General features: G+C 60.4%; 19 protein-coding genes, 2 tRNA genes and 3 rRNA genes. 13 read left to right on the forward strand and 11 right to left on the reverse strand.

From position 1 onward, the window contains the following. Positions 1–76: 76 nt before the first annotated feature. The 6 genes from AC1ZQA_RS00875 to AC1ZQA_RS00900 form a co-directional block, all read right to left on the reverse strand. Complete coding sequence (locus AC1ZQA_RS00875; RefSeq protein WP_013107303.1) at positions 77–541, reverse strand: DsrE family protein; 465 nt, start codon at positions 539–541, stop codon at positions 77–79. A 153-nt stretch (positions 542–694) separates the two neighbouring features. After that, positions 695–1,987 (reverse strand): FCSD flavin-binding domain-containing protein, encoded by a 1,293-nt coding sequence (locus tag AC1ZQA_RS00880; RefSeq protein WP_482677972.1) that lies wholly within the window; start codon positions 1,985–1,987, stop codon positions 695–697. Between the two features lie 13 nt (positions 1,988–2,000). Next, a complete protein-coding gene (locus AC1ZQA_RS00885) occupies positions 2,001–2,303 on the reverse strand; it encodes a c-type cytochrome (protein ID WP_482677973.1) in 303 nt (100 codons plus the stop codon). Between the two features lie 245 nt (positions 2,304–2,548). Beyond that, the gene (locus AC1ZQA_RS00890; protein ID WP_482677974.1) at positions 2,549–3,016 is read right to left on the reverse strand and encodes a DsrE family protein; all 468 of its coding nucleotides are present in this window, start codon (positions 3,014–3,016) and stop codon (positions 2,549–2,551) included. A 21-nt stretch (positions 3,017–3,037) separates the two neighbouring features. Then, positions 3,038–3,337, reverse strand: a complete 300-nt coding sequence (locus AC1ZQA_RS00895; protein WP_482677975.1) for a hypothetical protein — start codon at positions 3,335–3,337, stop codon at positions 3,038–3,040. Positions 3,338–3,354: 17 nt separating this feature from the next. After that, positions 3,355–4,647 carry a glutamate-5-semialdehyde dehydrogenase gene (locus AC1ZQA_RS00900; protein ID WP_482677976.1) on the reverse strand — a complete coding sequence of 431 codons (1,293 nt, stop codon included), beginning with the start codon at positions 4,645–4,647 and terminating at the stop codon, positions 3,355–3,357. A 324-nt stretch (positions 4,648–4,971) separates the two neighbouring features. Here AC1ZQA_RS00900 and AC1ZQA_RS00905 point away from each other — a divergent pair, with 324 nt between their 5' ends. The 3 genes from AC1ZQA_RS00905 to AC1ZQA_RS00915 all read left to right on the forward strand — a co-directional run bounded on the left by AC1ZQA_RS00905 (position 4,972) and on the right by AC1ZQA_RS00915 (position 7,222). Next, positions 4,972–5,391 carry a YidB family protein gene (locus tag AC1ZQA_RS00905; protein WP_482677977.1) on the forward strand — a complete coding sequence of 140 codons (420 nt, stop codon included), beginning with the start codon at positions 4,972–4,974 and terminating at the stop codon, positions 5,389–5,391. Between the two features lie 177 nt (positions 5,392–5,568). Then, complete coding sequence (locus AC1ZQA_RS00910) at positions 5,569–6,222, forward strand: c-type cytochrome (RefSeq protein ID WP_482677978.1); 654 nt, start codon at positions 5,569–5,571, stop codon at positions 6,220–6,222. 115 nt (positions 6,223–6,337) lie between these two features. Next, complete coding sequence (locus tag AC1ZQA_RS00915; protein WP_482679362.1) at positions 6,338–7,222, forward strand: c-type cytochrome; 885 nt, start codon at positions 6,338–6,340, stop codon at positions 7,220–7,222. Between the two features lie 52 nt (positions 7,223–7,274). Here AC1ZQA_RS00915 and AC1ZQA_RS00920 read toward each other — a convergent pair whose 3' ends face one another. Beyond that, positions 7,275–8,582, reverse strand: coding sequence for an MFS transporter (locus AC1ZQA_RS00920; RefSeq protein ID WP_482677979.1), 1,308 nt, complete (start codon positions 8,580–8,582; stop codon positions 7,275–7,277). Between the two features lie 9 nt (positions 8,583–8,591). Further along, positions 8,592–9,221: a TlpA family protein disulfide reductase gene (locus AC1ZQA_RS00925; protein ID WP_482677980.1), complete on the reverse strand. Its 630-nt coding sequence runs from the start codon at positions 9,219–9,221 to the stop codon at positions 8,592–8,594. Between the two features lie 159 nt (positions 9,222–9,380). Between AC1ZQA_RS00925 and AC1ZQA_RS00930 the strand changes: the two genes are divergently transcribed. After that, entirely contained in the window at positions 9,381–9,839 is a 459-nt protein-coding gene (locus tag AC1ZQA_RS00930) for a DUF2784 domain-containing protein (protein WP_482677981.1), read from the forward strand. Here AC1ZQA_RS00930 and lnt read toward each other — a convergent pair. The 3 genes from lnt to AC1ZQA_RS00945 are packed head-to-tail and all read right to left on the reverse strand — an operon-like array spanning position 9,731 to position 12,996. After that, positions 9,731–11,383, reverse strand: coding sequence for an apolipoprotein N-acyltransferase (gene lnt, locus AC1ZQA_RS00935; RefSeq protein WP_482677982.1), 1,653 nt, complete (start codon positions 11,381–11,383; stop codon positions 9,731–9,733). The genes AC1ZQA_RS00930 and lnt overlap by 109 nt on opposite strands. Positions 11,384–11,419: 36 nt before the next feature. Beyond that, positions 11,420–11,950, reverse strand: coding sequence for an rRNA maturation RNase YbeY (gene ybeY / locus AC1ZQA_RS00940; protein ID WP_482677983.1), 531 nt, complete (start codon positions 11,948–11,950; stop codon positions 11,420–11,422). Next, a complete protein-coding gene (locus AC1ZQA_RS00945) occupies positions 11,947–12,996 on the reverse strand; it encodes a PhoH family protein (protein WP_482677984.1) in 1,050 nt (349 codons plus the stop codon). Before AC1ZQA_RS00945 ends, ybeY begins: the two co-directional genes overlap by 4 nt. Before the next feature lie 123 nt (positions 12,997–13,119). On the opposite strand from AC1ZQA_RS00945, the gene AC1ZQA_RS00950 reads away from it, so the two are divergent. The 9 genes from AC1ZQA_RS00950 to rpsG all read left to right on the forward strand — a co-directional run bounded on the left by AC1ZQA_RS00950 (position 13,120) and on the right by rpsG (position 21,178). Continuing rightward, on the forward strand, positions 13,120–13,788 hold the full coding sequence (locus AC1ZQA_RS00950) for a response regulator (protein WP_482677985.1): 669 nt from the start codon (positions 13,120–13,122) through the stop codon (positions 13,786–13,788). Between the two features lie 49 nt (positions 13,789–13,837). Continuing rightward, the gene (locus AC1ZQA_RS00955) at positions 13,838–14,719 is read left to right on the forward strand and encodes a D-amino acid aminotransferase (RefSeq protein WP_482677986.1); all 882 of its coding nucleotides are present in this window, start codon (positions 13,838–13,840) and stop codon (positions 14,717–14,719) included. A gap of 435 nt (positions 14,720–15,154) precedes the next feature. Beyond that, positions 15,155–16,683: ribosomal RNA gene (locus AC1ZQA_RS00960) — 16S ribosomal RNA — on the forward strand. Between the two features lie 84 nt (positions 16,684–16,767). Further along, positions 16,768–16,844: transfer RNA gene (locus tag AC1ZQA_RS00965), tRNA-Ile, on the forward strand. A gap of 17 nt (positions 16,845–16,861) precedes the next feature. Continuing rightward, positions 16,862–16,937, forward strand: a tRNA-Ala gene (locus tag AC1ZQA_RS00970). Between the two features lie 151 nt (positions 16,938–17,088). Beyond that, positions 17,089–19,962: ribosomal RNA gene (locus AC1ZQA_RS00975) — 23S ribosomal RNA — on the forward strand. A gap of 68 nt (positions 19,963–20,030) precedes the next feature. Next, positions 20,031–20,143 (forward strand): 5S ribosomal RNA (gene rrf / locus AC1ZQA_RS00980). The 16S, 23S and 5S rRNA genes sit together here with 2 tRNA genes alongside, the layout of an rRNA operon. A gap of 93 nt (positions 20,144–20,236) precedes the next feature. After that, entirely contained in the window at positions 20,237–20,611 is a 375-nt protein-coding gene (gene rpsL, locus AC1ZQA_RS00985; protein ID WP_482677987.1) for a 30S ribosomal protein S12, read from the forward strand. Between the two features lie 96 nt (positions 20,612–20,707). Next, on the forward strand, positions 20,708–21,178 hold the full coding sequence (gene rpsG, locus AC1ZQA_RS00990; RefSeq protein ID WP_013107283.1) for a 30S ribosomal protein S7: 471 nt from the start codon (positions 20,708–20,710) through the stop codon (positions 21,176–21,178). Positions 21,179–21,194: the final 16 nt, after the last annotated feature.

The following is a 21,194-nucleotide window of genomic DNA, read 5'->3' on the forward strand; positions in this document are numbered from 1 at the left end:
TGAAAAAGCCGCGTCGGTGACAGGCGCCGAACGCGGCTGCAAAACCACAGAGTGGCGTTCGATCACGGTCAGAACATTACGGGCAGATGTAGGCGTAGCCCTCGCGATACTGCAGATTGGCCGCCTCGGCCACGCCCGAGGGCACGATGGTGGCATCGAGCAGCACGCGGTCTTTCGGAATCTTGCGGCTGGTCAGCGTGTTGTTGCAGACCCGGAACGACACGCCTTGCGCGGCCAGACCACCGATCAGCCCGGCGAATTCCGCGCCCTTGCCGTCCACCGCGCCGTTGAGCATGAAGTCAATGCCGGCACCATTGCCGACCACCACGATCTTCGCCGTGGGGTCTGCAGCCAGGTGATTGCGCACATTGCCCAGGCAGCGCGAGCCTTGCGCATCCCCCTGGGTGACGTGATAGACGACTTTCACGGGCCCTTCCTTGTCTGCCCGACCCTGCGCGCGTGCAGTGGTGCTGACCATCAGCGCCGCAGCGCCCACGGTCGCAGCGGCCAGCGCCTTGCGGCGATTCGGTGTGTTCTCCATAGGTCTCCTCCTTGGGATGGTTGCCGCCCTGCGCTCTGCTGGCGCAGTGACGAAATAGAAAAAGGCCGACTCACGATCGGCCCTTGCATGATGCCTGTGAACGACACACCGCACAATCCGGACATCAACCAGACCTTGCGGCGTGTCGGTCTATCAGGACAGGCTGTCGCGCCAGATATTGGTCGCCCAGGCTTCGGCGTAATGTGCCTCGACGTCGGACAGACCCGCCGAGATGCCGCCTGAGCCCGGCACGGTCAGGAAGGTCTTCTCCTTTTCGTTGTATTGATGCACGGTTGCCACGTGGATCGCCCGGTCGAAGCTCACCATGCTGTAGCAGGTGTTCATCACCACCGGGCTGGGGTTGACCGGCTGGTCATACAGCATCGACACGATGGCTGCTGCGGCGACCTTGGCCTGCTGGTTGGCCATATGGCCCGACTTGGGCATGAGGGGCGAGATCTGGATGGAATCGCCCAGAACATGAATATCCTTGTGCACCGCCGACTCGAAGGTGCGATAGTCCACCGCGCACCAGCGGCCGTTCATATTGGCCAGACCCGTTTTCTGCGCGATCACGCCGGCGCGCTGCATCGGAATGATGTTGAGCACATCGGCCTTCACCGGCGCGTCGACCTCGAATTCCACCTCCATGGTTTGTGCATTCACGCCGACTACCTTGTGGTTCGGCACGTATTCGACCATGCCGGGGTAGAGTTCGGCCCAGGCCTTCTTGAACAGCGGCTCCTTGGATTGCACCTTGTCGTTGGCATCGAAAATGAGGACCTTGGACTTGGGCTTGTTTTTCTTGAAGTAGGCGGCCACCAGCGAGGCGCGCTCGTAGGGCCCAGGGGGGCAGCGGTAGGGCACCGGCGGCACGGAAATGGCGAACACGCCGCCGTCGGGCATGGCCTCGATCTGCTGGCGCAGTGCCATGGTCTCGGGCCCGGCCTTCATGGAGATCGGCAGCTTGCCGGATGCATTGGCCGCCTTGAGCCCCGTGACCGTGTCGAACATCAGATCAATGCCGGGTGAGACCACGAGCTTGTCGTATTTCAGCGTGTCGCCATTGGCGAGCTTGACTGTGCGCGCAGCCGGGTCGATGACTTCGACCGTGGTCTTGATCCACTTCACCCCATGGCGCTTGCGCAGGTCGTCGTACGACGTGGTGATGTCTTGCATCGATTTCGCACCGGCGATCACCAGATTGGAGACTGGGCAGGAGATGAAGGCGTCGCCGGGCTCGACCACCGTGACCTCGATGGTGTTGTCCGACCATTCGCGGATGTACTTGGCTGCCGTGGTGCCGCCGTAACCGGCGCCGACGATGACGACCTTGCCCTTGCCCGCTGCGCTGCGCGTGGTGCTGGCGCAGCCCGACAAGGCGGGTGCGAGACCGATGGCGCTCACAGTGGCGGCGCCTGCCAGGAATTTGCGACGTGATTGCATGGTGGAGGCGTCCTCAGGGTTTTTGCTGGGAAAAATAGGTGGCGATCGACGCGATCTGGGCGTCGGTATAGCCCTTGGCGATCTGCGGCATGATGGTGCCGGTGCGCTTGCCCGACTTGTATTCGGTCATGGTTTCGACGATCGACGCCGCCGACCGCCCGGCCAGCGACGGGATGGCCGCGGTCGACACGCCTTGCGGGCCGTGGCAGTTGTAGCAAGTGGCAGCCAGCGACTGGCCTGGGGTGACCATGGGTGTGGCCGCCTGTACCGCGCCCGCGGCACACAGCAGGGAAGTCAACAACAGTTTGCGCAACATCCAATATCTCCTGGGTGGGATGGCCTGAGGATCGAAAGACATCTAAAGTCTTTGATCTAAGACAAAAGGTATCGGAATGTAGCAAATGGAAACATCCGGGAGAACCAGCAGGTCATCCCGCACGCTTGCGCGCCATCAATGCGCTGGGCAGTATGAAATCGGTGGTGTGACCGCAGTCACACAGCGCCCGGCCTCTTATGGGCTGGCGCGCCGGGGGAAGCTCCCGACTGGCCGCTCGGCCGGATTCAGGGCTTGATGTAGTACCAGCCCTCGGACTGGAGCTTCACCAACTCATACACCCCGGCGGGCACGACGGAGGCCTCGAGCACCAGTTCGCTCTGGGGAATCTTGAGAAAGGTCAGGGTGTTGTTGCAAGCCTTGAACTGCACGCCCTGATTGGCCAGATCACCAATCATCCCCGAGAACAGCGCGCCCTGCGGGGTTTTGGCTCCATTGAGCAGGAAGTGGATGGCCTTGCCGTAGCCCACCACGACGAACTGCATCTTGGGGTCCAGCTCCAGCACGTTCTGGATATTGATCAGCCCTTCGTAGGCCTGCTCCAGGCTGTCGCTGATCTGAAAGGCCACTTTCCACGGTTCGCTCGAGATCTGCTGTGCGGGAACGGGCCCCTGGGTCTGCGCCTGCGCGAGCTGAGCGCCGCCCAGGCCGATCAGTCCAGCACCAAGCAATCGGATGCGGTCGCGTGGGTTCATGGGGGGCTCCTCGTGTTGTGGTCAGGTTGGCTTGTGTGGATGGGTGCGCCGGGTGTGCAGATGATGCAGGCTCCAGTGCTGGCGCTCGGCCAGCCAGCGGTACAGCCAATACCCCACCAGGGTCACGAACAGCAGCGCCAGGGTGTTGAAAAAAATGGCGCCTGGCAGGATGGCAAGCAGTTCGAATCCATTGAAATCGCGCCACTTCACTATCGCAGTGAGCAGGGCGCTGAGCAGGCCAAAGCCCGCGCCGATCGCGGCGTTGATGCGCAGCAGTGTGGGCAGGGTGAGGACGGCGGTTTCGATCTGGGGGGATGTCATGGGCGAGGGGATCCTCATCAATTGCGCACTTCGCCATCGCCCAGCACCACCCACTTCATGCTGGTCAGCCCTTCCAGGCCGACCGGCCCGCGGGCGTGAAACTTGTCGGTGGAGATGCCGATTTCGGCGCCCAGCCCGTACTCGAATCCATCGGCAAACCGGGTGGAGGCGTTGACCATCACACTGGCGGAATCGACTTCGCGCAGAAATTGCATCGCGCGGGGATGGTCGCGGGTGAGAATGGTGTCGGTATGCCCCGAGCCGTAGCGGTTGATGTGCGCAATCGCGGCATTCGCATCGTCGACCAGCTTGATCGACATGATGGGCGCGAGGTATTCGGTCGACCAGTCGGCCTCTGTGGCGTCGCGCAGCAGCGGCGCTGCTCCCGGAACTGCGGCCAGGATGGCGCGGCTGGCCGGGCAGCAGCGCATTTCCACGCCTTTTTGCACGAACACTGCGCCGATGCGCGGCAGGAACTGCGGCGCGATGTCGGCGGCGACCAGCAGCGATTCGGCGGCATTGCATGGGCTGTAGCGCTGGGTCTTGGCGTTGTCGGTCACGCGCACCGCCATGTCCAGGTCGGCGCCGCTGTCCACATACACGTGGCAGTTGCCGTCGAGGTGCTTGATCACCGGCACCCGCGCTTCGGCGCTGATGCGCTCGATCAGCCCCTTGCCACCGCGGGGGATGATCACATCGACGAACTGCGGCATGGTGATCAACGCCCCCACTGCGGCGCGGTCGGTGGTTGGGATCAACTGCACTGCGTCGGCAGGCAGCCCGGCAGATTGCAGCGCCTGCGCCACCAGACCCGCCAGCGCGCGGTTGCTGTGGATGGCCTCCGAGCCGCCGCGCAGGATGACCGCGTTGCCCGATTTGATGGCCAGCGACGCCGCCTCGATGGTGACGTTCGGGCGGCTTTCATAGATCATGCCGAACACGCCCAGCGGCACGCGCATCTGGCCCACGCTGATGCCCGAGGGCCGGCGGCGCACATGCGCGATCTCGCCCACCGGGTCGGGCAGTGCGGCCACCTGTTCGCAGCTCAGCGCCATTTGCTCCACCACCTTGTCACTCAGCGTCAGGCGGTCGATGAATGCGGGTTCCAGACCGGCCTCGCGGGCGGCATGCAGATCGCGCAGGTTGGCGTCCTGCAAAGCGGGCCTGTGGGCGCGAATGGTGGCGGCCAGTTCCGCCAGCGCCAGATTCTTCGCCGCAGTGCTCGCCCGTGCCATGCCGCGCGAGGCCGCGCGGGCGCGGGCGCCCAGGTCGGCCATCAGGGTGTGGATCTGTTCAGAAGAGACATCCATGGAACTGTAAAAAAAGCAGAGAAACAGGGGTCTCGGCCATCAAGCTGCACGCAAAGTCATGCAAACCTTTTAAGCTGCACTGGTGAGGCCGACTAAGGCAACACTGAATAAGTCCTTGTGATGATGCGCGCCGGGCTGCGGGATGGGATGCAAGGCGCACACCACAGCCACAGCCCAAGCTATGGCGAGGATGTGCAACGTCGCAGACCGCCCGCAGACTGGATGCGCAGCGCGCAAGAGACTTGTTCAGTGTTGCCCTAAAGCGCAATTGTGCGTCAAGGGCCCTGGAATTGCTGCACAAATTTTTGACTCTGGGAGATCATCATGGGACTGTTCGATAGCGTGGCGGGTGGTTTGGGGCAGATGCTGGGGGGACAGCAGGCGCAGGCGGGCGCGGCAGACAATCCCATGGTGCAGGCCGTGATGGGGCTGCTGGGCAACAGCGGCGGGCTGGGTGGTCTGCTGGAGAAATTCCAGCAGGGCGGACTGGGCAATCTCGCCCAGTCCTGGGTGGGTACGGGGGCCAACCTGCCCATCTCTGCTGAACAGATTCAGCAGGTGCTGGGCAGCGGTGCGCTGGGCGACATTGCGAGCAAACTCGGCATGCAGCCCGAGCAGGCGGCCAGCGAACTGTCGCAGGCGCTGCCCAATGTGGTGGACAAACTCACCCCCAACGGCCAACTGCCTGCCGAAGGCGACTTGATGGCCACGGCGCAGCAATTGCTGGGCAAGTTTCTGGGTTGATCCTGTCTGAAACATTTTGTCGGAATATTCACGCCGTTTCTGAGGCTGATCGACAGAATCTGTTGGATTTTTGGTGTGTTTCGCGCATAGACTGCTCCGCAACCCTGAGAGGGTTTTCCCTCCTTCGATAATTCAAACGGAATATATCGAAAGGTTGCCATCCAACGGGAGCTTTTCATGCGTCAATGTCTAACCAAGCGCCGCCCACCGACGTGGGCCATCGTGGGCGGCTTTCTGCTTGCAGCGCCAGTGAGCTGGGCGGCTGCGCCGCCCGAGGCGGCGTCGTGCATCGCGTGCCATGGCGCAGACGGCATGGGCAATGCCGCAGCCGGCTACCCCCGGCTGGCGGGTCTGCCAGCCCAATATCTGGCTGATCAGCTGCATTACTTTGCCGACGGCACGCGCAACAACGCCATCATGTCGGGCATGGCCAAGCCGCTGACCGCGACGCAGGTCACGGCGCTGGCAAGCTACTACTCCAAGCTCAAGCCCAGCGCAACACCGGCGCCCATGCCCACGGGCGCGGCGGCAGCCGAGGGCGAGCGCCTGGCGCTGCGCGGCGACTGGGACAAGGGCATCCCGGCGTGCATTCGCTGCCATGGTCCGGGTGCGGTCGGCGTTGGAGAGCACTTTCCGCCGCTGGTCGGACAGTCTGCGGCCTACATCGTGGCGCAGATCAAGGCCTGGAAGGATGGCAGCCGGCGTGGCGACCCGCTGGGCATGATGCACACCGTGGCGCTGCGCATGAGCGAAGCGCAGACGCAGGCCGTGGCGCAATGGCTGGCAGCGCAACCGCTGAGCCCGAGCAAGTCCACCCCTGCCAAACCTTGATCCGGAGCGCGACATGACGACTTCTTTCTCTCTCGCCGCGCGGGCTGTCACAGACGAGGCTGCGCTTCGCCGCACACTGTCTCTGCTGGCCTGTGGTCTGTCGGCTCTTGGCCTGATGGCCACTGCCGCCCACGCCGCTGATGCGCCTTCCGCGCCACCCAAATCGGAGATCAACGCCGCTGTCGGCACGGGTGCCAAGTTCACCCCGCCGCCGGAATCGAGCATTCCCGACGATGAATTCGGCAAGATGGTGCGGCTCGGGCGCGACATCATGCTCGACACCCCAAAATATGCCAAGGCCTATGTCGGCAACACCCTGAGCTGCGTGAACTGCCACACCGACGCCGGGCGCATGGCCGGTTCCGCTCCGCTGTGGGCGGCTTACGTGAGCTATCCCGCCTATCGCAGCAAGAACAAGAAGGTCAACACCTATGAGGAGCGGCTGCAGGGCTGCTTCATGTACAGCCAGAACGGCAAGGCGCCGCCGCTGGGCAGCGAGACCCTCATCGCGCTGCAGTCTTACTCCTACTGGATGGCGAAGGGCCTGCCGGTGGATGAAAAGGCGGCTGGCCGCGGCTATCCCAATCTGCCTGAGCCTGCCCAGGCGCCCGACTATGTGCGCGGCCAGAAGGTCTACGAGGCCAAGTGCATCGTCTGTCACGCCGCCAACGGCGAGGGGCAGTATGTCAACGGCGAAACCGTGTTTCCACCACTGTGGGGCAGCAAGTCGTTCAACTGGGGTGCTGGCATGGGCAGCTACAAGAACGCCGCCAAGTTCATCTACGCCAATATGCCCTATGGCATGAGCTACAGCCTCACCCCGCAGGAAGCCTGGGACGTGGCGTATTTCATGGACGCGCACGAACGGCCGCAAGACCCGCGCTGGCAAGGCACTGTGGCGGCCACCCGCGCCAAGTTCCACGACAGCAAGTTCAGCCTGTACGGCACCAAGGTCAATGGCAAGCTGCTGGGCGACATTGGCGCCCCCAAGGCACGCTGAACAGCCCGCTGCAACCCCGATGAACGCCCTGCCACAGCGGGGCGTTCGCATGTCAGCCGGCTGAATGTCCTGGCTCGATGTCGCGGAAAAACCGCTGATAGAGCACCAGATAGGCCGCCTGAAACGTGGCCGCCACGACAAAGGGGGCGATCAGCCAGCCCAGGTGCAGCAACATCCCGGCAATCAGAGGGCCGATGGCGCGCGGAATCTGGATGGACACATTGTTCACCGTGGCTGCCAGGCCGCGGCGGTCTGCCCCGGTGAGGCTGACGGTCAGCGCCTGGCGGACGCCCATGGTGCCCTGGTTCGCGGTGGCACGCAGGGCGTACAAGCCGACTGCAATCCAGAACACCGGCGACAGCGGAGTGAGCAACAGCAGGATCAGCCCCACAGCGCGCATGCCGACAACCGCGCGCACCGCGCCGAAGCGCTGGGCCAGACGGCTGGCGATCTGCGCGCCGAATGCGGCGAACACGAAGCTCGCCGCCATGGCCGGGCCGATGCTCGCGGGCCCATGTCCGTAGCGCACTGCATACCAGTACGCCATCAGCGGCGCCACCATGCCGATGCCCAGCCCATTGAGCGCGTTGACCAGACCAAGACGCCAGAGCAGGGCGTTCTCGCGCACATGGCGGCTGTGATCGCTTTCGACCACGGCCGAACTTGACGACGGCGCGATCTGCGGCTGCAGGCTGGCCGTTGCCGCAGTGGGCGCGTCCTGCGCCTGCAACAGCAGGAAGAATCCGGCCGCTGAACCCAGCAGAGGCAGCAGGAACAGGCTGCGATACGCCCAGTCCACTGGCATCCGTGCGCTCAGCCAGTGCGGTGCGGCGCCAAGCACCGCGCCCAGCGCCATGCCGAGCATGCCCAGGGTGGAGTTGAGGCTGAAAATTTGCGCGCGCAGCGCAGGCGGCGTGCCATGCGCCAGCCAGGACTGCTCCAGCGGGCCGAATGGCCCTGCTGCGCCATTGGCACCGCGTCCGAAGCCGCCCAGCAACGCCGCGGGAACCAGCAACCACGGCGTTGCGGAGATGAAGGCCGCCGCTGCGCAGGCGACCAGCACCAGTTCGTAGCCGAGCAAAAACTGGCGCCGACCGATCCGGTCACTCAATGGCCCGATCCACAGGGTCAGCGCCGCCCCGATGAACAGTCCGCCGCCGAGCACCGCGCCGATTTGTGGCGCGCTCCACTGCAGGGTGTGCAGGTAGAGGGTGAACGCCGCCACCAGCGCGCCCTGGCCGATGCTGCGGGCGACGCGCGCCAGAATGATGCGCCGCGCCGCGGGTGAAATCTGCGACCAGGCGCTGCGTCCGCGCACCGAGGCATCGTCTGGACGCCAGGGCGGTGCAGCGGTGTGCATGGCGCTGGCCTACTCCGGCTTGACTGGCGCGCCGACGCTTGCCACCCGGGAGTCACGCGTGCCCAGCGTGCGCGCCTGCCGGGACGGCTTGGGCGCGGGCGCCGCCATGTAGCGCTTGATCTGCGCGATCACCGCCGGCTGGTCCCAATCTTCCGGGCCCATGGTGCGGGCGATTTCCTTGCCCTGCTTGTCGATCAGGATGGTGGTCGGCGTGCCGAGAATGTTCAGCGTGTCGAGTGCATGCGTGGTCGGGTCGACGTAGATGGGCAGATGGCCGATGAAGTTGTCGTCGTAAAAACTCTTCACGGTGAAGATGCCGCCCTTGTCCACCGACAAGGGCACGACGGCAAAATTCTTTCCGCCCAATAGTTTCTGCAGCTTGTCGAGCGTGGGCATTTCACGCACGCAAGGCGGGCACCAGGTGGCCCAGATATTGAGCAGCACCACCTTGCCCTTGAAGTCAGCCAGGGTCATGGGCTTGCCCTGTCCGTTTTCAAACGTGACCTGCGACAACGGCAGGCTGTGCGCGCTTGGGTAGGGGGTGAACGTGAAGCCTGCGGCCCATGTGACAGGGACGCTCAGGACGGACAGCGCCAATGCCATGGCGGCACGGCGCAGGGAAAAAGTCAGGGACGACATGGAACAACTCCAGAGGATCAGACTTGCCGACCTGGATGACCTGCGGGCAGGAACCGGATCGAAATGGCTCAAAACATAGCGTTTGCAGGTGAATTGCGTTGTAACCGCATGTAGATGCAATTTGCCGTAAGGTGTTTTGCACCTTCGGAAGCCCATGCCATGCACGCCGCTCAAGCCCTCGAACTTGCCCACCTCGTGCTGGGAGTGCATCTGCTCATCATTGCGTTCAACGTCACCGGGCTGATCGTGATTCCAATCGGCGTCTGGCGGCGCTGGCGCTGGGTGCGCAGTTGTCGGTGGCGCACGGCGCATCTGCTGTCGATGGCCGTGGTGGCGGCGCAGGCCGCGTTGGGGCGCGCCTGCTTTCTCACTCTGTGGCAAGGCGAGCTGATGGTGCGTGCCGGACGGCAAGGGTTTCAAGCCGGACTGATCCAGACCTGGATCGATCACCTGATTTTCTGGAACCTGCCGCCGAGCGTGTTCACGCTGCTCTACATGGCTGTCGGTGCTTACACCGTGGGCCTGTGGTGGTGGGCACCGCCGCGTTGCGGCCGTCGCAAGGCCCAGCCGAACAAGACGGCCAGCGCGGCCAGCAAGACATCTGGCCAGTCGCCATAGCGCGCAGCCATCCAGGCAAACGGGGTCAGCCCGGCGTGCCCTTGCACGGTGCCGGTCAGCACGCCCACGGTGGATGGCGCCAGTTCTGCAGTGACCTGGCCGTGGGCGTTGATGATGGCCGTGGCGCCGGTGTTGGTGGCGCGGATGCCGGGAATCTGGAATTCCAGCGAACGCATGCGGGCAATTTCGAGGTGCTGCGGAATGACAATGGTGTTGCCGAACCAGCCCAGATTGGTGAGGTTGGCGAAGACGTTGGGTGCATTGGCCGGCGTGCGAAACCGTTGTGCCATCTGCGCGCCGAACAAATCTTCGTAGCAGATATTGGGCGCCACCTTCACGCCCTGCACCACGAAGGGCGGCTGATCCAGGCCGCCGCGCGCAAAGCTGCCCAGCGGCATGTCCATCAACTTGACGAACCACGCAAAACCGGCAGGCACAAACTCGCCAAAGGGCACGAGGTGTGCCTTGTCGTAGCGGTAGGGCGCGGAGCCACCCAGCCCGAGCACGCTGTTGGTGTATTGCGCTGCGCCGCGGGTGAGTGGAATGCCAAGCAGCGCTGCAGTGTGATGTTCGCGCAGCGCGCGCTCGATTGTCCGCAGATAGCCGGGGTCGAGATCTTCCGGCAGCACGGGCACTGCGGTTTCCGGTGTCACGATGAGATTGGCCTTGAGCGAACGCAGCCAGTCGCCGTAGAGCTGCAGCGTGGGTCCCAGAGCATCGGGACGGAATTTTTCGGACTGCGCAATGTTTCCCTGCAGCAAGGCCACCCTCAGCGCCGGCCCAACCGGCTGCGTCCAGCGCAGGTGCTGCAATTGCCATCCCCCCACCGTCAGGGCGATCAGCAGGCCCAGACTCGCCAGGGCACCGCGCAGGCTGACCTGTGTGAGCAGCGCCAGCAGCGCAGCGGTCAGGGCAGCGGCGAAATTCACCCCGTACTGCCCGATGACCGGCGCGTAGCCGGACAGGGGGTTGCCCACCTGCGCGTAGCCCAGGGCCAGCCAGGGAAATCCGGTCAATACCGTGCCACGCAGCCATTCCGCCGCAGTCCAGCCGCCTGCAAGGACCAGCGCGGCTCCGAGCGCCGGGCCGAACGTCCAGGCGTGCCGCTCGGCTGGCGGCGCCCAAGCGGCAGCCAGCGCGCCAGCCAGTGCCGGATAAACGGCGAGATAGGCGCTGAACAGCAACAAGGCACCACCGGCAACCGGGGGCGCCATGCCGCCATACACCGCCATGCTGATGTAGAGCCACCACAGCCCGCCGGTGAACCACCCCAGCCCAAGGCTGAATCCGAGCAACGCCCCGCGTTTGGCCCGCATCGCCGTTGCCGTTTGCGCATCCGCCCACAGCAGGCTGATCCAAGCGGCCAGAATGACGACAGACCAGGCGCCGATCTGCGGCCGACCGAAGGTCTGCGCCAGCAGGGCGCCAAGCAGAGTGGACAGAAAGGGAGCGAACCGGGGCGCGGCCAGCAAACGCGACAACCCTCGGCGCGGGGCAGTGGTGGACGATACCGCGCCGGGGCGGTTTGCAGGAAGGTCAGACATACAGGTCAGCGGCGGATGGACGACGGCGGGCGCACTTTACCCTGCGGGCATGTCGCCGCCGTGCGTGTAAGGGTCGGAAATACCCAGGCGCTGCAGCACTGCGACCTCCTGGCGTTCCATCTCCTGGGCTTCATGCTCGGTCTGATGATCCCAACCCTGTGCATGCAGCACGCCGTGGATGACCAGGTGTGCGTAATGCGCGCGCAGCGGCTTGTGCTGCGCCAGCGCCTCGCTCTCGACGACCGGGCTGCACAGCACCACATCGGCCTGCGCCGGCCAGTGGCTGTAGTCGAAGGTCAGCACATTGGTGGCCTTGTCCTTGCCGCGATAGGCCTGGTTGAGCGTGCGTCCCTCTTGCGCGTCGACAAAGCGCAGCGTGATCTGGTGTGGTTCAACCGAGCACCGATGGGCCACACCGGGCTCTGCAGGATCGGGCCCGACGCGCAACGCCGCACGGACCCAGCGCAGCAGCAGTGCGCGCGGCAGCAGCGCGCGATGGCTTGCGTCGGCAAATTGCACCGAGAGTCGCAGCGCGGGTTGGGAGGTCTTTCGCGCAGGCGCACTCATGCTTTTCTCGGCGCACGGCGGCGTGAAGCGGCTGTTGCGCTTTCCGGCGCACTGCTCGCGGGTGGGTCGTTCTTTTCTGGCGGGGTCTGCACGGTGTGCGCTTCATACGCATCGACAATCCGCGCAACCAATGGGTGCCGGACCACGTCCTGACTGGTGAACAGGTTGAATGCGATGCCGCGCACGTCCGCCAAGACCTTCTGCGCTTGGGACAGCCCGCTTTGCGCGCCGCGCGGCAAGTCGACCTGGCTGGTATCGCCGGTGATCACCGCCCGCGAGCCAAAGCCGATGCGGGTGAGGAACATTTTCATCTGCTCGGGCGTGGTGTTCTGTGCCTCATCCAGAATGATGAACGATTGATTCAGCGTGCGCCCGCGCATGAAGGCCAGCGGGGCGATCTCGATGGCGCCTCGCTCGAACAACTTCTGCGTCTTCTCCATGCCCAGCAGGTCGTAGAGCGCGTCATAAAGCGGGCGCAGATACGGATCGATCTTTTGCGTCAGATCGCCCGGCAGAAAGCCCAGGCGCTCCCCCGCCTCCACCGCAGGGCGGGTGAGGACCAGACGGGTGATGGCGTGGCGCTCGAGCGCATCGACCGCGCAGGCCACGGCGAGAAACGTCTTCCCCGTGCCCGCCGGGCCGATGCCGAAAGTGATGTCATGCTGCTGGATGTTGCGGATGTACTGCACCTGATTCGGTGTGCGGCCGTGAAGGCTTTCCCGTCGCGTGTAAAGCACAGGCTCATCCTCGGCCGCAGAAGGCTTCGGACGCTGCCCCTGCGCCGCCTGGGCCAGTTCGAGCTGGATATCCTCCAGATTGAACCGGGCGTCGGCGCGCGACCAGAGTGTCTGCAGCAGGTCCAGCGTCTTTCGCGCAGGACCGCTTTCCCCGTCAATGCGGATGGTGTCGTCGCGGCGCGTCAGGCGCACATCGAATGCGACCTCGATTTGCCGCAGGTTTTCGTCCAGCGGGCCGCAAAGCTGGGCCAGCCGCGCATTGTCGGGTGGGGAAAAGGTATGTCGGAGCTGCACGGTCGAGGTGGCCATGGGAAATATTGCGAAGGGCAGAGAAACGCGCCCGTTGATTCCCCGCGATCAGGGGTCTGAGTTGATAGTATCGGTCTGACGCTGCCATTGTCTGTGCGGCCCGATGAAAAGAAACGGATGCATATGAGTACCATGCAATGCACGCTGGTTGTGGACGACCTCCCTGCTGTGCGCGCCGGGTTTGTCGAACTGTTGCGGGAGAACGATCCCGGTGTGCGCATTTTTGAGGCGGGCCGCATGAGTGACGCCATGCAGATCCTGCAGCGCGAGCCTGTCGATCTCCTTCTGGTCGACCTTGGCCTGCCCGACGCCAGCGGGCTTGAGTTGATTCGCACGCTGGCGGAAATTCGTCCCCAGGCACGCTCTGTCGTGGTCACCATCTTTGACGACGACGACCATCTCTTCCCGGCGCTGCAGGCCGGAGCGTTCGGCTATCTGCTCAAGGATCGGCCCAAGATCGAATTGCGTGCGCAGCTGCGCCGCATCCAGGATGGCGAACCGCCGCTGTCTCCCAGCATTGCCAGACGGATGGTGCAGCATTTCACCCACCTGCGCAGCGCCATTCCTGCTCCTTCGTCCCATGCGCCGGAAGACCACGTCGCACTGACCGAGCGTGAAAGCGAGGTGTTGCAACTGGTTGGCAAGGGTTACACCCTGCCGGAAATCGCCGTGCAACTGGGCCTGTCCCGTCACACGGTTGCAGACTACGTCAAGCAGATCTACCGCAAACTCAACATCTCGTCCCGCGCCGAGGCGGCTCTCGAAGCGGTACGGCGCGGACTCGTCAGGTAACCTGCCCGGACTTGATGCTCCAGCTCCACGCTTGTCCACGTCACCAGCCATGTCATACCCCGCCGACTTATCTGCAGAGTCCGTTTGCTACCTCAACGGAACATTCCAGCCTCTGTCGCAATGCCGGGTTTCCGTGCTCGACCGCGGTTTCATCTTTGGCGATGGGGTGTATGAGGTCATCCCGGCCTATGGGCGCCGCGTCTTCCAAGTGGATGCGCATCTGTCCAGGTTGGCGCGCAGCCTGAACGCAGTCGAAATGACCAATCCCTGCAGCAAGGAAGATTGGCTTGCACTCGTGCGCGAGCTCCTTGCGCGCAACGCCGAAGATGATCAGTGCATCTATATCCAGGTGACTCGCGGCGTGGCCCGACGTGATCATGCGTTTCCTCGCGGCGTCGAGCCCACTGTTTTTATGATGAGCTTTCCCTTCCCGCACATTCCGGCCGACAAGCGGGCAAGCGGAGTTGCATGCATCACTGCCCCGGATCTGCGCTGGAGAAACGGGCACATCAAGTCCACCTCATTGCTTGGAAATGTTCTGGCCCGTCAACTCTCCGCTGAGATCGGTGCCGCGGAAACCATCCTGATACGAGATGGCTGGCTCACCGAAGCCTCGGCCTCCAACGTCTGGGTCGTGCGCAACGGCCGCCTCTGCGCGCCCCTGCGTGACCATGACAAGCTGGAAGGAATACGGGTCAGCCTGCTGGAAGAGCTCGCCTCGGAGGTTGGTATCAAGCTGGAATTCCGTCCGATCGCAGAATGGGAATTGCGTTGCGCAGAAGAAATCATGTTGACGTCTGCGACAAAAGAGGTGATCTCAGTAACCACACTCGATGGCAAGAACGTGAGCGAGGGCCGTCCTGGCCCTGTGAGTCAATCGCTCTACGCGGCCTACCAGGTCGCCAAGAAACGAATTGGGCCGGACAACTGAGCAAGGCAGCATGCAGATCCGCCCAAGAAACGGTATCGACCAAAAAACGCTTGACACGGCTGGCTGTAACAAGCACAATTTCATCTCTCGGCGCTAACCACGCCTTGAAGCAGTAAGAAAAAGTGGCAAGAGAATAAAAACCTTTCGCTTGACTCGGAATTAAAATTAGTGCAATAATTGATGTCTTCGCTAAATGCATGCGAAGCAAGTCAAAAAAAAGAAAACAAAAAACCTTTCGCTTGACTCGGAATTAAAATTAGTGCAATAATTGATGTCTTCGCTGCAAATGCAGCAAACGCCGATAGGCGAGTTCATTAAGAAATCAACCGATAAGCGTGGGCGTTTGGCTGAATGCAAATATACCAAACGCTCATATGAATACGGAAATTTTCCGTAATTCCTTGAGTGTGCATTGTTCGCAATGCAAAAAAGATCGAACTATAGAGTTTGATCCTGGCTCAGATTGAACGCTAGCGGCATGCTTTACACATGCAAGTCGAACGGCAGCGCGGGGCAACCTGGCGGCGAGTGGCGAACGGGTGAGTAATACATCGGAACGTACCCTGTGATGGGGGATAACCACGCGAAAGCGTGACTAATACCGCATACGACCCAAGGGTGAAAGTGGGGGATCGCAAGACCTCACGTCATAGGAGCGGCCGATGGCGGATTAGCTAGTTGGTGAGGTAAAGGCTCACCAAGGCGACGATCCGTAGCTGGTCTGAGAGGACGACCAGCCACACTGGGACTGAGACACGGCCCAGACTCCTACGGGAGGCAGCAGTGGGGAATCTTGGACAATGGGGGCAACCCTGATCCAGCAATGCCGCGTGTGGGATGAAGGCCTTCGGGTTGTAAACCACTTTTGGCGGGGGCGAAATATCGAGTGCTAATACCATTCGGTGATGACGGTACCCGCAGAATAAGCACCGGCTAACTACGTGCCAGCAGCCGCGGTAATACGTAGGGTGCAAGCGTTAATCGGAATTACTGGGCGTAAAGCGTGCGCAGGCGGTTTGGTAAGACAGATGTGAAATTCCCGGGCTCAACCTGGGAACTGCATTTGTGACTGCCTAACTAGAGTGCGGCAGAGGGGAGTGGAATTCCGCGTGTAGCAGTGAAATGCGTAGATATGCGGAGGAACACCGATGGCGAAGGCAACTCCCTGGGCCTGCACTGACGCTCATGCACGAAAGCGTGGGGAGCAAACAGGATTAGATACCCTGGTAGTCCACGCCCTAAACGATGTCGACTAGTTGTTGGACGGGATACTGTTCAGTAACGTAGCTAACGCGTGAAGTCGACCGCCTGGGGAGTACGGCCGCAAGGTTAAAACTCAAAGGAATTGACGGGGACCCGCACAAGCGGTGGATGATGTGGTTTAATTCGATGCAACGCGAAAAACCTTACCTACCCTTGACATGCCAGGAACTTACCAGAGATGGTTTGGTGCTCGAAAGAGAGCCTGGACACAGGTGCTGCATGGCTGTCGTCAGCTCGTGTCGTGAGATGTTGGGTTAAGTCCCGCAACGAGCGCAACCCTTGTCATTAGTTGCTACGCAAGAGCACTCTAATGAGACCGCCGGTGACAAACCGGAGGAAGGTGGGGATGACGTCAAGTCCTCATGGCCCTTATGGGTAGGGCTACACACGTCATACAATGGGCGGTACAGAGGGTTGCCAACCCGCGAGGGGGAGCTAATCCCTTAAAACCGCTCGTAGTCCGGATTGTAGTCTGCAACTCGACTGCATGAAGTCGGAATCGCTAGTAATCGCGGATCAGCTTGCCGCGGTGAATACGTTCCCGGGTCTTGTACACACCGCCCGTCACACCATGGAAGTGGGGTTTACCAGAAGTAGTTAGCTTAACCGCAAGGGGGGCGATTACCACGGTAGGCTTCATGACTGGGGTGAAGTCGTAACAAGGTAGCCGTATCGGAAGGTGCGGCTGGATCACCTCCTTTCTAGAGACGCATTTAGTCAAGCGCTCACACTTATCGGTTGTCAACGTTGATGGTGGTTGCGATACCGAACTTCGTGGCCCAAGCGGGTCTGTAGCTCAGTCGGTTAGAGCACCGTCTTGATAAGGCGGGGGTCGTTGGTTCGAATCCAACCAGACCCACCAGTACTGGAGTTTACCCTGGGGGTGTAGCTCAGCTGGGAGAGCACCTGCTTTGCAAGCAGGGGGTCATCGGTTCGATCCCGTTCACCTCCACCAGTCTCCAAAAGAAAGCAGTCTTTCTTTTGATGAAACCATCGTTGTGTTCTTTAACAATTCAAAAGCTGATATTTGTATGGCAATAGCCATACATTGCGATTGCATCGCAAATATGAGTTCAATCCTATTTGACTAGTGGTCAAAATTATAGGATCAAGCGACTAAGTGCATACGGTGGATGCCTTGGCGACTACAGGCGATGAAGGACGTTGTAGCCTGCGATAAGCTGCGGTGAGCTGGCAAACAAGCTTTGACCCGCAGATTTCCGAATGGGGAAACCCACCCGCAAGGGTATCTTTGACTGAATACATAGGTCATTGAAGCGAACCGGGTGAACTGAAACATCTCAGTAACTCGAGGAAAAGAAATCAACCGAGATTCCGATAGTAGTGGCGAGCGAAATCGGAACAGCCTGCATAATTTAGCATTTGATATAGCAAAACGACATGGAAAGGTCGGCCATAGAAGGTGATAGCCCTGTATGTAAAATATCTTTTGTAGAACTAGGTATGCGAAAAGTAGGGCGGGACACGTGTAATCCTGTCTGAACATGGGGGGACCATCCTCCAAGGCTAAATACTCGTAGTCGACCGATAGTGAACAAGTACCGTGAGGGAAAGGTGAAAAGAACCCCGGGAGGGGAGTGAAATAGATCCTGAAACCGTATGCATACAAAAAGTCGGAGCCCTACGGGGTGACGGCGTACCTTTTGTATAATGGGTCAGCGACTTACATTCAGTGGCAAGCTTAACCGAATAGGGAAGGCGCAGGGAAACCGAGTCCGAACAGGGCGACTAGTCGCTGGGTGTAGACCCGAAACCGGATGATCTATCCATGGCCAGGATGAAGGTGCGGTAACACGTACTGGAGGTCCGAACCGACTAGTGTTGCAAAACTAGCGGATGAGCTGTGGATAGGGGTGAAAGGCTAAACAAATCCGGAAATAGCTGGTTCTCCTCGAAAACTATTTAGGTAGTGCCTCGCGTATCACCGCCAGGGGTAGAGCACTGTTTTGGCTAGGGGGTCATGACGACTTACCAAACCAATGCAAACTCCGAATACTGGTGAGTGCAGCGCGGGAGACAGTGCACCGGGTGCTAACGTCCGGACACAAGAGGGAAACAACCCAGACCGCCAGCTAAGGTCCCTAAATATAGCTAAGTGGGAAACGAAGTGGGAAGGCATTGACAGTCAGGAGGTTGGCTTAGAAGCAGCCACCCTTTAAAGAAAGCGTAATAGCTCACTGATCGAGTCGTCCTGCGCGGAAGATGTAACGGGGCTAAGCTATATACCGAAGCTGCGGATGTGCGTAAGCACATGGTAGAGGAGCGTTCTGTAAGCCTGTGAAGGTGTGTTGAGAAGCATGCTGGAGGTATCAGAAGTGCGAATGCTGACATGAGTAGCGTTAAAAGGGGTGAAAAGCCCCTTCGCCGAAAGCGCAAGGTTTCCTACGCAACGTTCATCGGCGTAGGGTGAGTCGGCCCCTAAGGCGAGGCAGAGATGCGTAGTCGATGGGAAACAGGTCAATATTCCTGTACCGATGTCTAGTGCGATGTGGGGACGGAGAAGGTTAAATCAGCCGGGTGTTGGATGTCCCGGTTCAAGTGTGTAGGCGTGCCCCTTAGGCAAATCCGGGGGGCTTAGCTGAGGCATGATAACGAGGCAGCTTGCTGCTGAAGTGATTGATACCCTGCTTCCAAGAAAAGCCACTAAGCTTCAGCTAGACACGACCGTACCGCAAACCGACACTGGTGCGCGAGATGAGTATTCTAAGGCGCTTGAGAGAACTCGGGAGAAGGAACTCGGCAAATTTGTACCGTAACTTCGGGATAAGGTACGCCCTCGGTATGTGACGCCGTACAGGCTGAGCAGAAAAGGGCCGCAGTGAAAAGGTGGCTGCGACTGTTTATTAAAAACACAGCACTCTGCAAACACGAAAGTGGACGTATAGGGTGTGACGCCTGCCCGGTGCCGGAAGGTTAAGTGATGGGGTGCAAGCTCTTGATCGAAGCCCCGGTAAACGGCGGCCGTAACTATAACGGTCCTAAGGTAGCGAAATTCCTTGTCGGGTAAGTTCCGACCTGCACGAATGGCGTAACGATGGCCACACTGTCTCCTCCCGAGACTCAGCGAAGTTGAAATGTTTGTGATGATGCAATCTCCCCGCGGAAAGACGGAAAGACCCCATGAACCTTTACTGTAGCTTTGCATTGGATTTTGAACAGATCTGTGTAGGATAGGTGGGAGGCTTTGAAGCGGTGCCGCCAGGTGTCGTGGAGCCAACCTTGAAATACCACCCTGATGTGTTTGAGGTTCTAACCCTGGACCGTGAATCCGGTTCGGAGACAGTGCATGGTGGGCAGTTTGACTGGGGCGGTCTCCTCCCAAAGCGTAACGGAGGAGTTCGAAGGTACGCTAGGCACGGTCGGAAATCGTGCTGATAGTGCAATGGCATAAGCGTGCTTAACTGCGAGACTGACAAGTCGAGCAGATGCGAAAGCAGGACATAGTGATCCGGTGGTTCTGTATGGAAGGGCCATCGCTCAACGGATAAAAGGTACTCTGGGGATAACAGGCTGATACCGCCCAAGAGTTCATATCGACGGCGGTGTTTGGCACCTCGATGTCGGCTCATCTCATCCTGGGGCTGTAGCCGGTCCCAAGGGTATGGCTGTTCGCCATTTAAAGAGGTACGTGAGCTGGGTTTAAAACGTCGTGAGACAGTTTGGTCCCTATCTTCCGTGGGCGTTGGAGGCTTGAGAGGGGCTGCTCCTAGTACGAGAGGACCGGAGTGGACGAACCTCTGGTGTACCGGTTGTCACGCCAGTGGCATCGCCGGGTAGCTAAGTTCGGAAGAGATAACCGCTGAAAGCATATAAGCGGGAAACTTGCCTCAAGATAAGGCCTCCCTGGAGACTCGATCTCCCTAAAGGGTCGTTGAAGACGACAACGTTGATAGGCTGGGTGTGGAAGCGCAGTAATGTGTTGAGCTAACCAGTACTAATTGCCCGTGCGGCTTGATCCTATAATTTTGACCATATAGATGCAATCAATCAGCTTTTGAATTGGACGAGTTTTCGTCAACAAGTTATGCCTGATGACCATGGCGAACTGGAACCACCCCTTCCCATCCCGAACAGGGCCGTGAAACAGTTCAGCGCCGATGATAGTGCGCATTCGCGTGTGAAAGTAGGACATCGTCAGGCTACCCTAACGAGCCCGGCCATCCCTTGATGGTCGGGCTTTTGTCATGTTGTTTTGTTCCAATTACCGTGCTCCGGCAGGAGTGAGGAAGATCTATGCCAACGATCAATCAATTGGTTCGCTCTCCGCGTGTGAGCGAGCGAGTCAAATCCAAAAGCCCTGCGATGGAAAACTGCCCGCAGCGCCGTGGTGTGTGCACGCGTGTGTATACGACGACGCCAAAGAAGCCTAATTCAGCTTTGCGAAAGGTTGCAAAAATCCGTCTGACGAATGGCTTCGAGGTCATTTCCTATATCGGCGGCGAAGGCCATAACCTGCAAGAGCACTCGGTGGTTCTCGTCCGTGGAGGCCGCGTCAAGGATTTGCCTGGTGTGCGTTATCACATTGTGCGCGGTTCTCTTGACCTGCAGGCTGTCAAGGACCGCAAGCAATCACGCTCGAAGTACGGCGCAAAGCGCCCCAAGAAATAATTCGATTACAGCAGTATTCAATCGATTTCCGTCCGCAACTGCGGAGTAAGCAGCCCGAATAGGGCTTGGGTTTAGCCCAACTGAATTGGAGAAATCATGCCTCGTCGTCGCGAAGTAGAGAAGCGAGAAATTTTGCCGGATCCGAAATTCGGCAGTGTTGATGTTGCGAAGTTCATGAACGTCGTCATGCTCTCCGGCAAAAAAGCCGTCGCAGAGCGTATTGTTTATGGCGCCTTCGACACGATTCAAGAAAAGTCGGGCAAGGACCCACTTGAAGTCTTTTCTGCTGCGATGGGTAATGTGCGTCCCATGGTCGAGGTCAAGTCCCGCCGCGTCGGCGGTGCCAACTATCAGGTGCCCGTGGAAGTGCGGCCTTCGCGCCGCATGGCACTGGCCATGCGTTGGATTCGCGAGGCGGCAAAGAAGCGCAACGAGAAATCGATGCAGCAACGGCTTGCAAATGAATTGCTGGAAGCCGCTGAGGGCCGCGGCTCTGCAATGAAGAAGCGCGACGAGGTGCACCGTATGGCTGAGGCCAACAAGGCCTTCTCGCATTTCCGCTTCTAAAAACAACTTTGGATTT

The organism is Thiomonas sp. DCM-2, assembly GCF_056820905.1.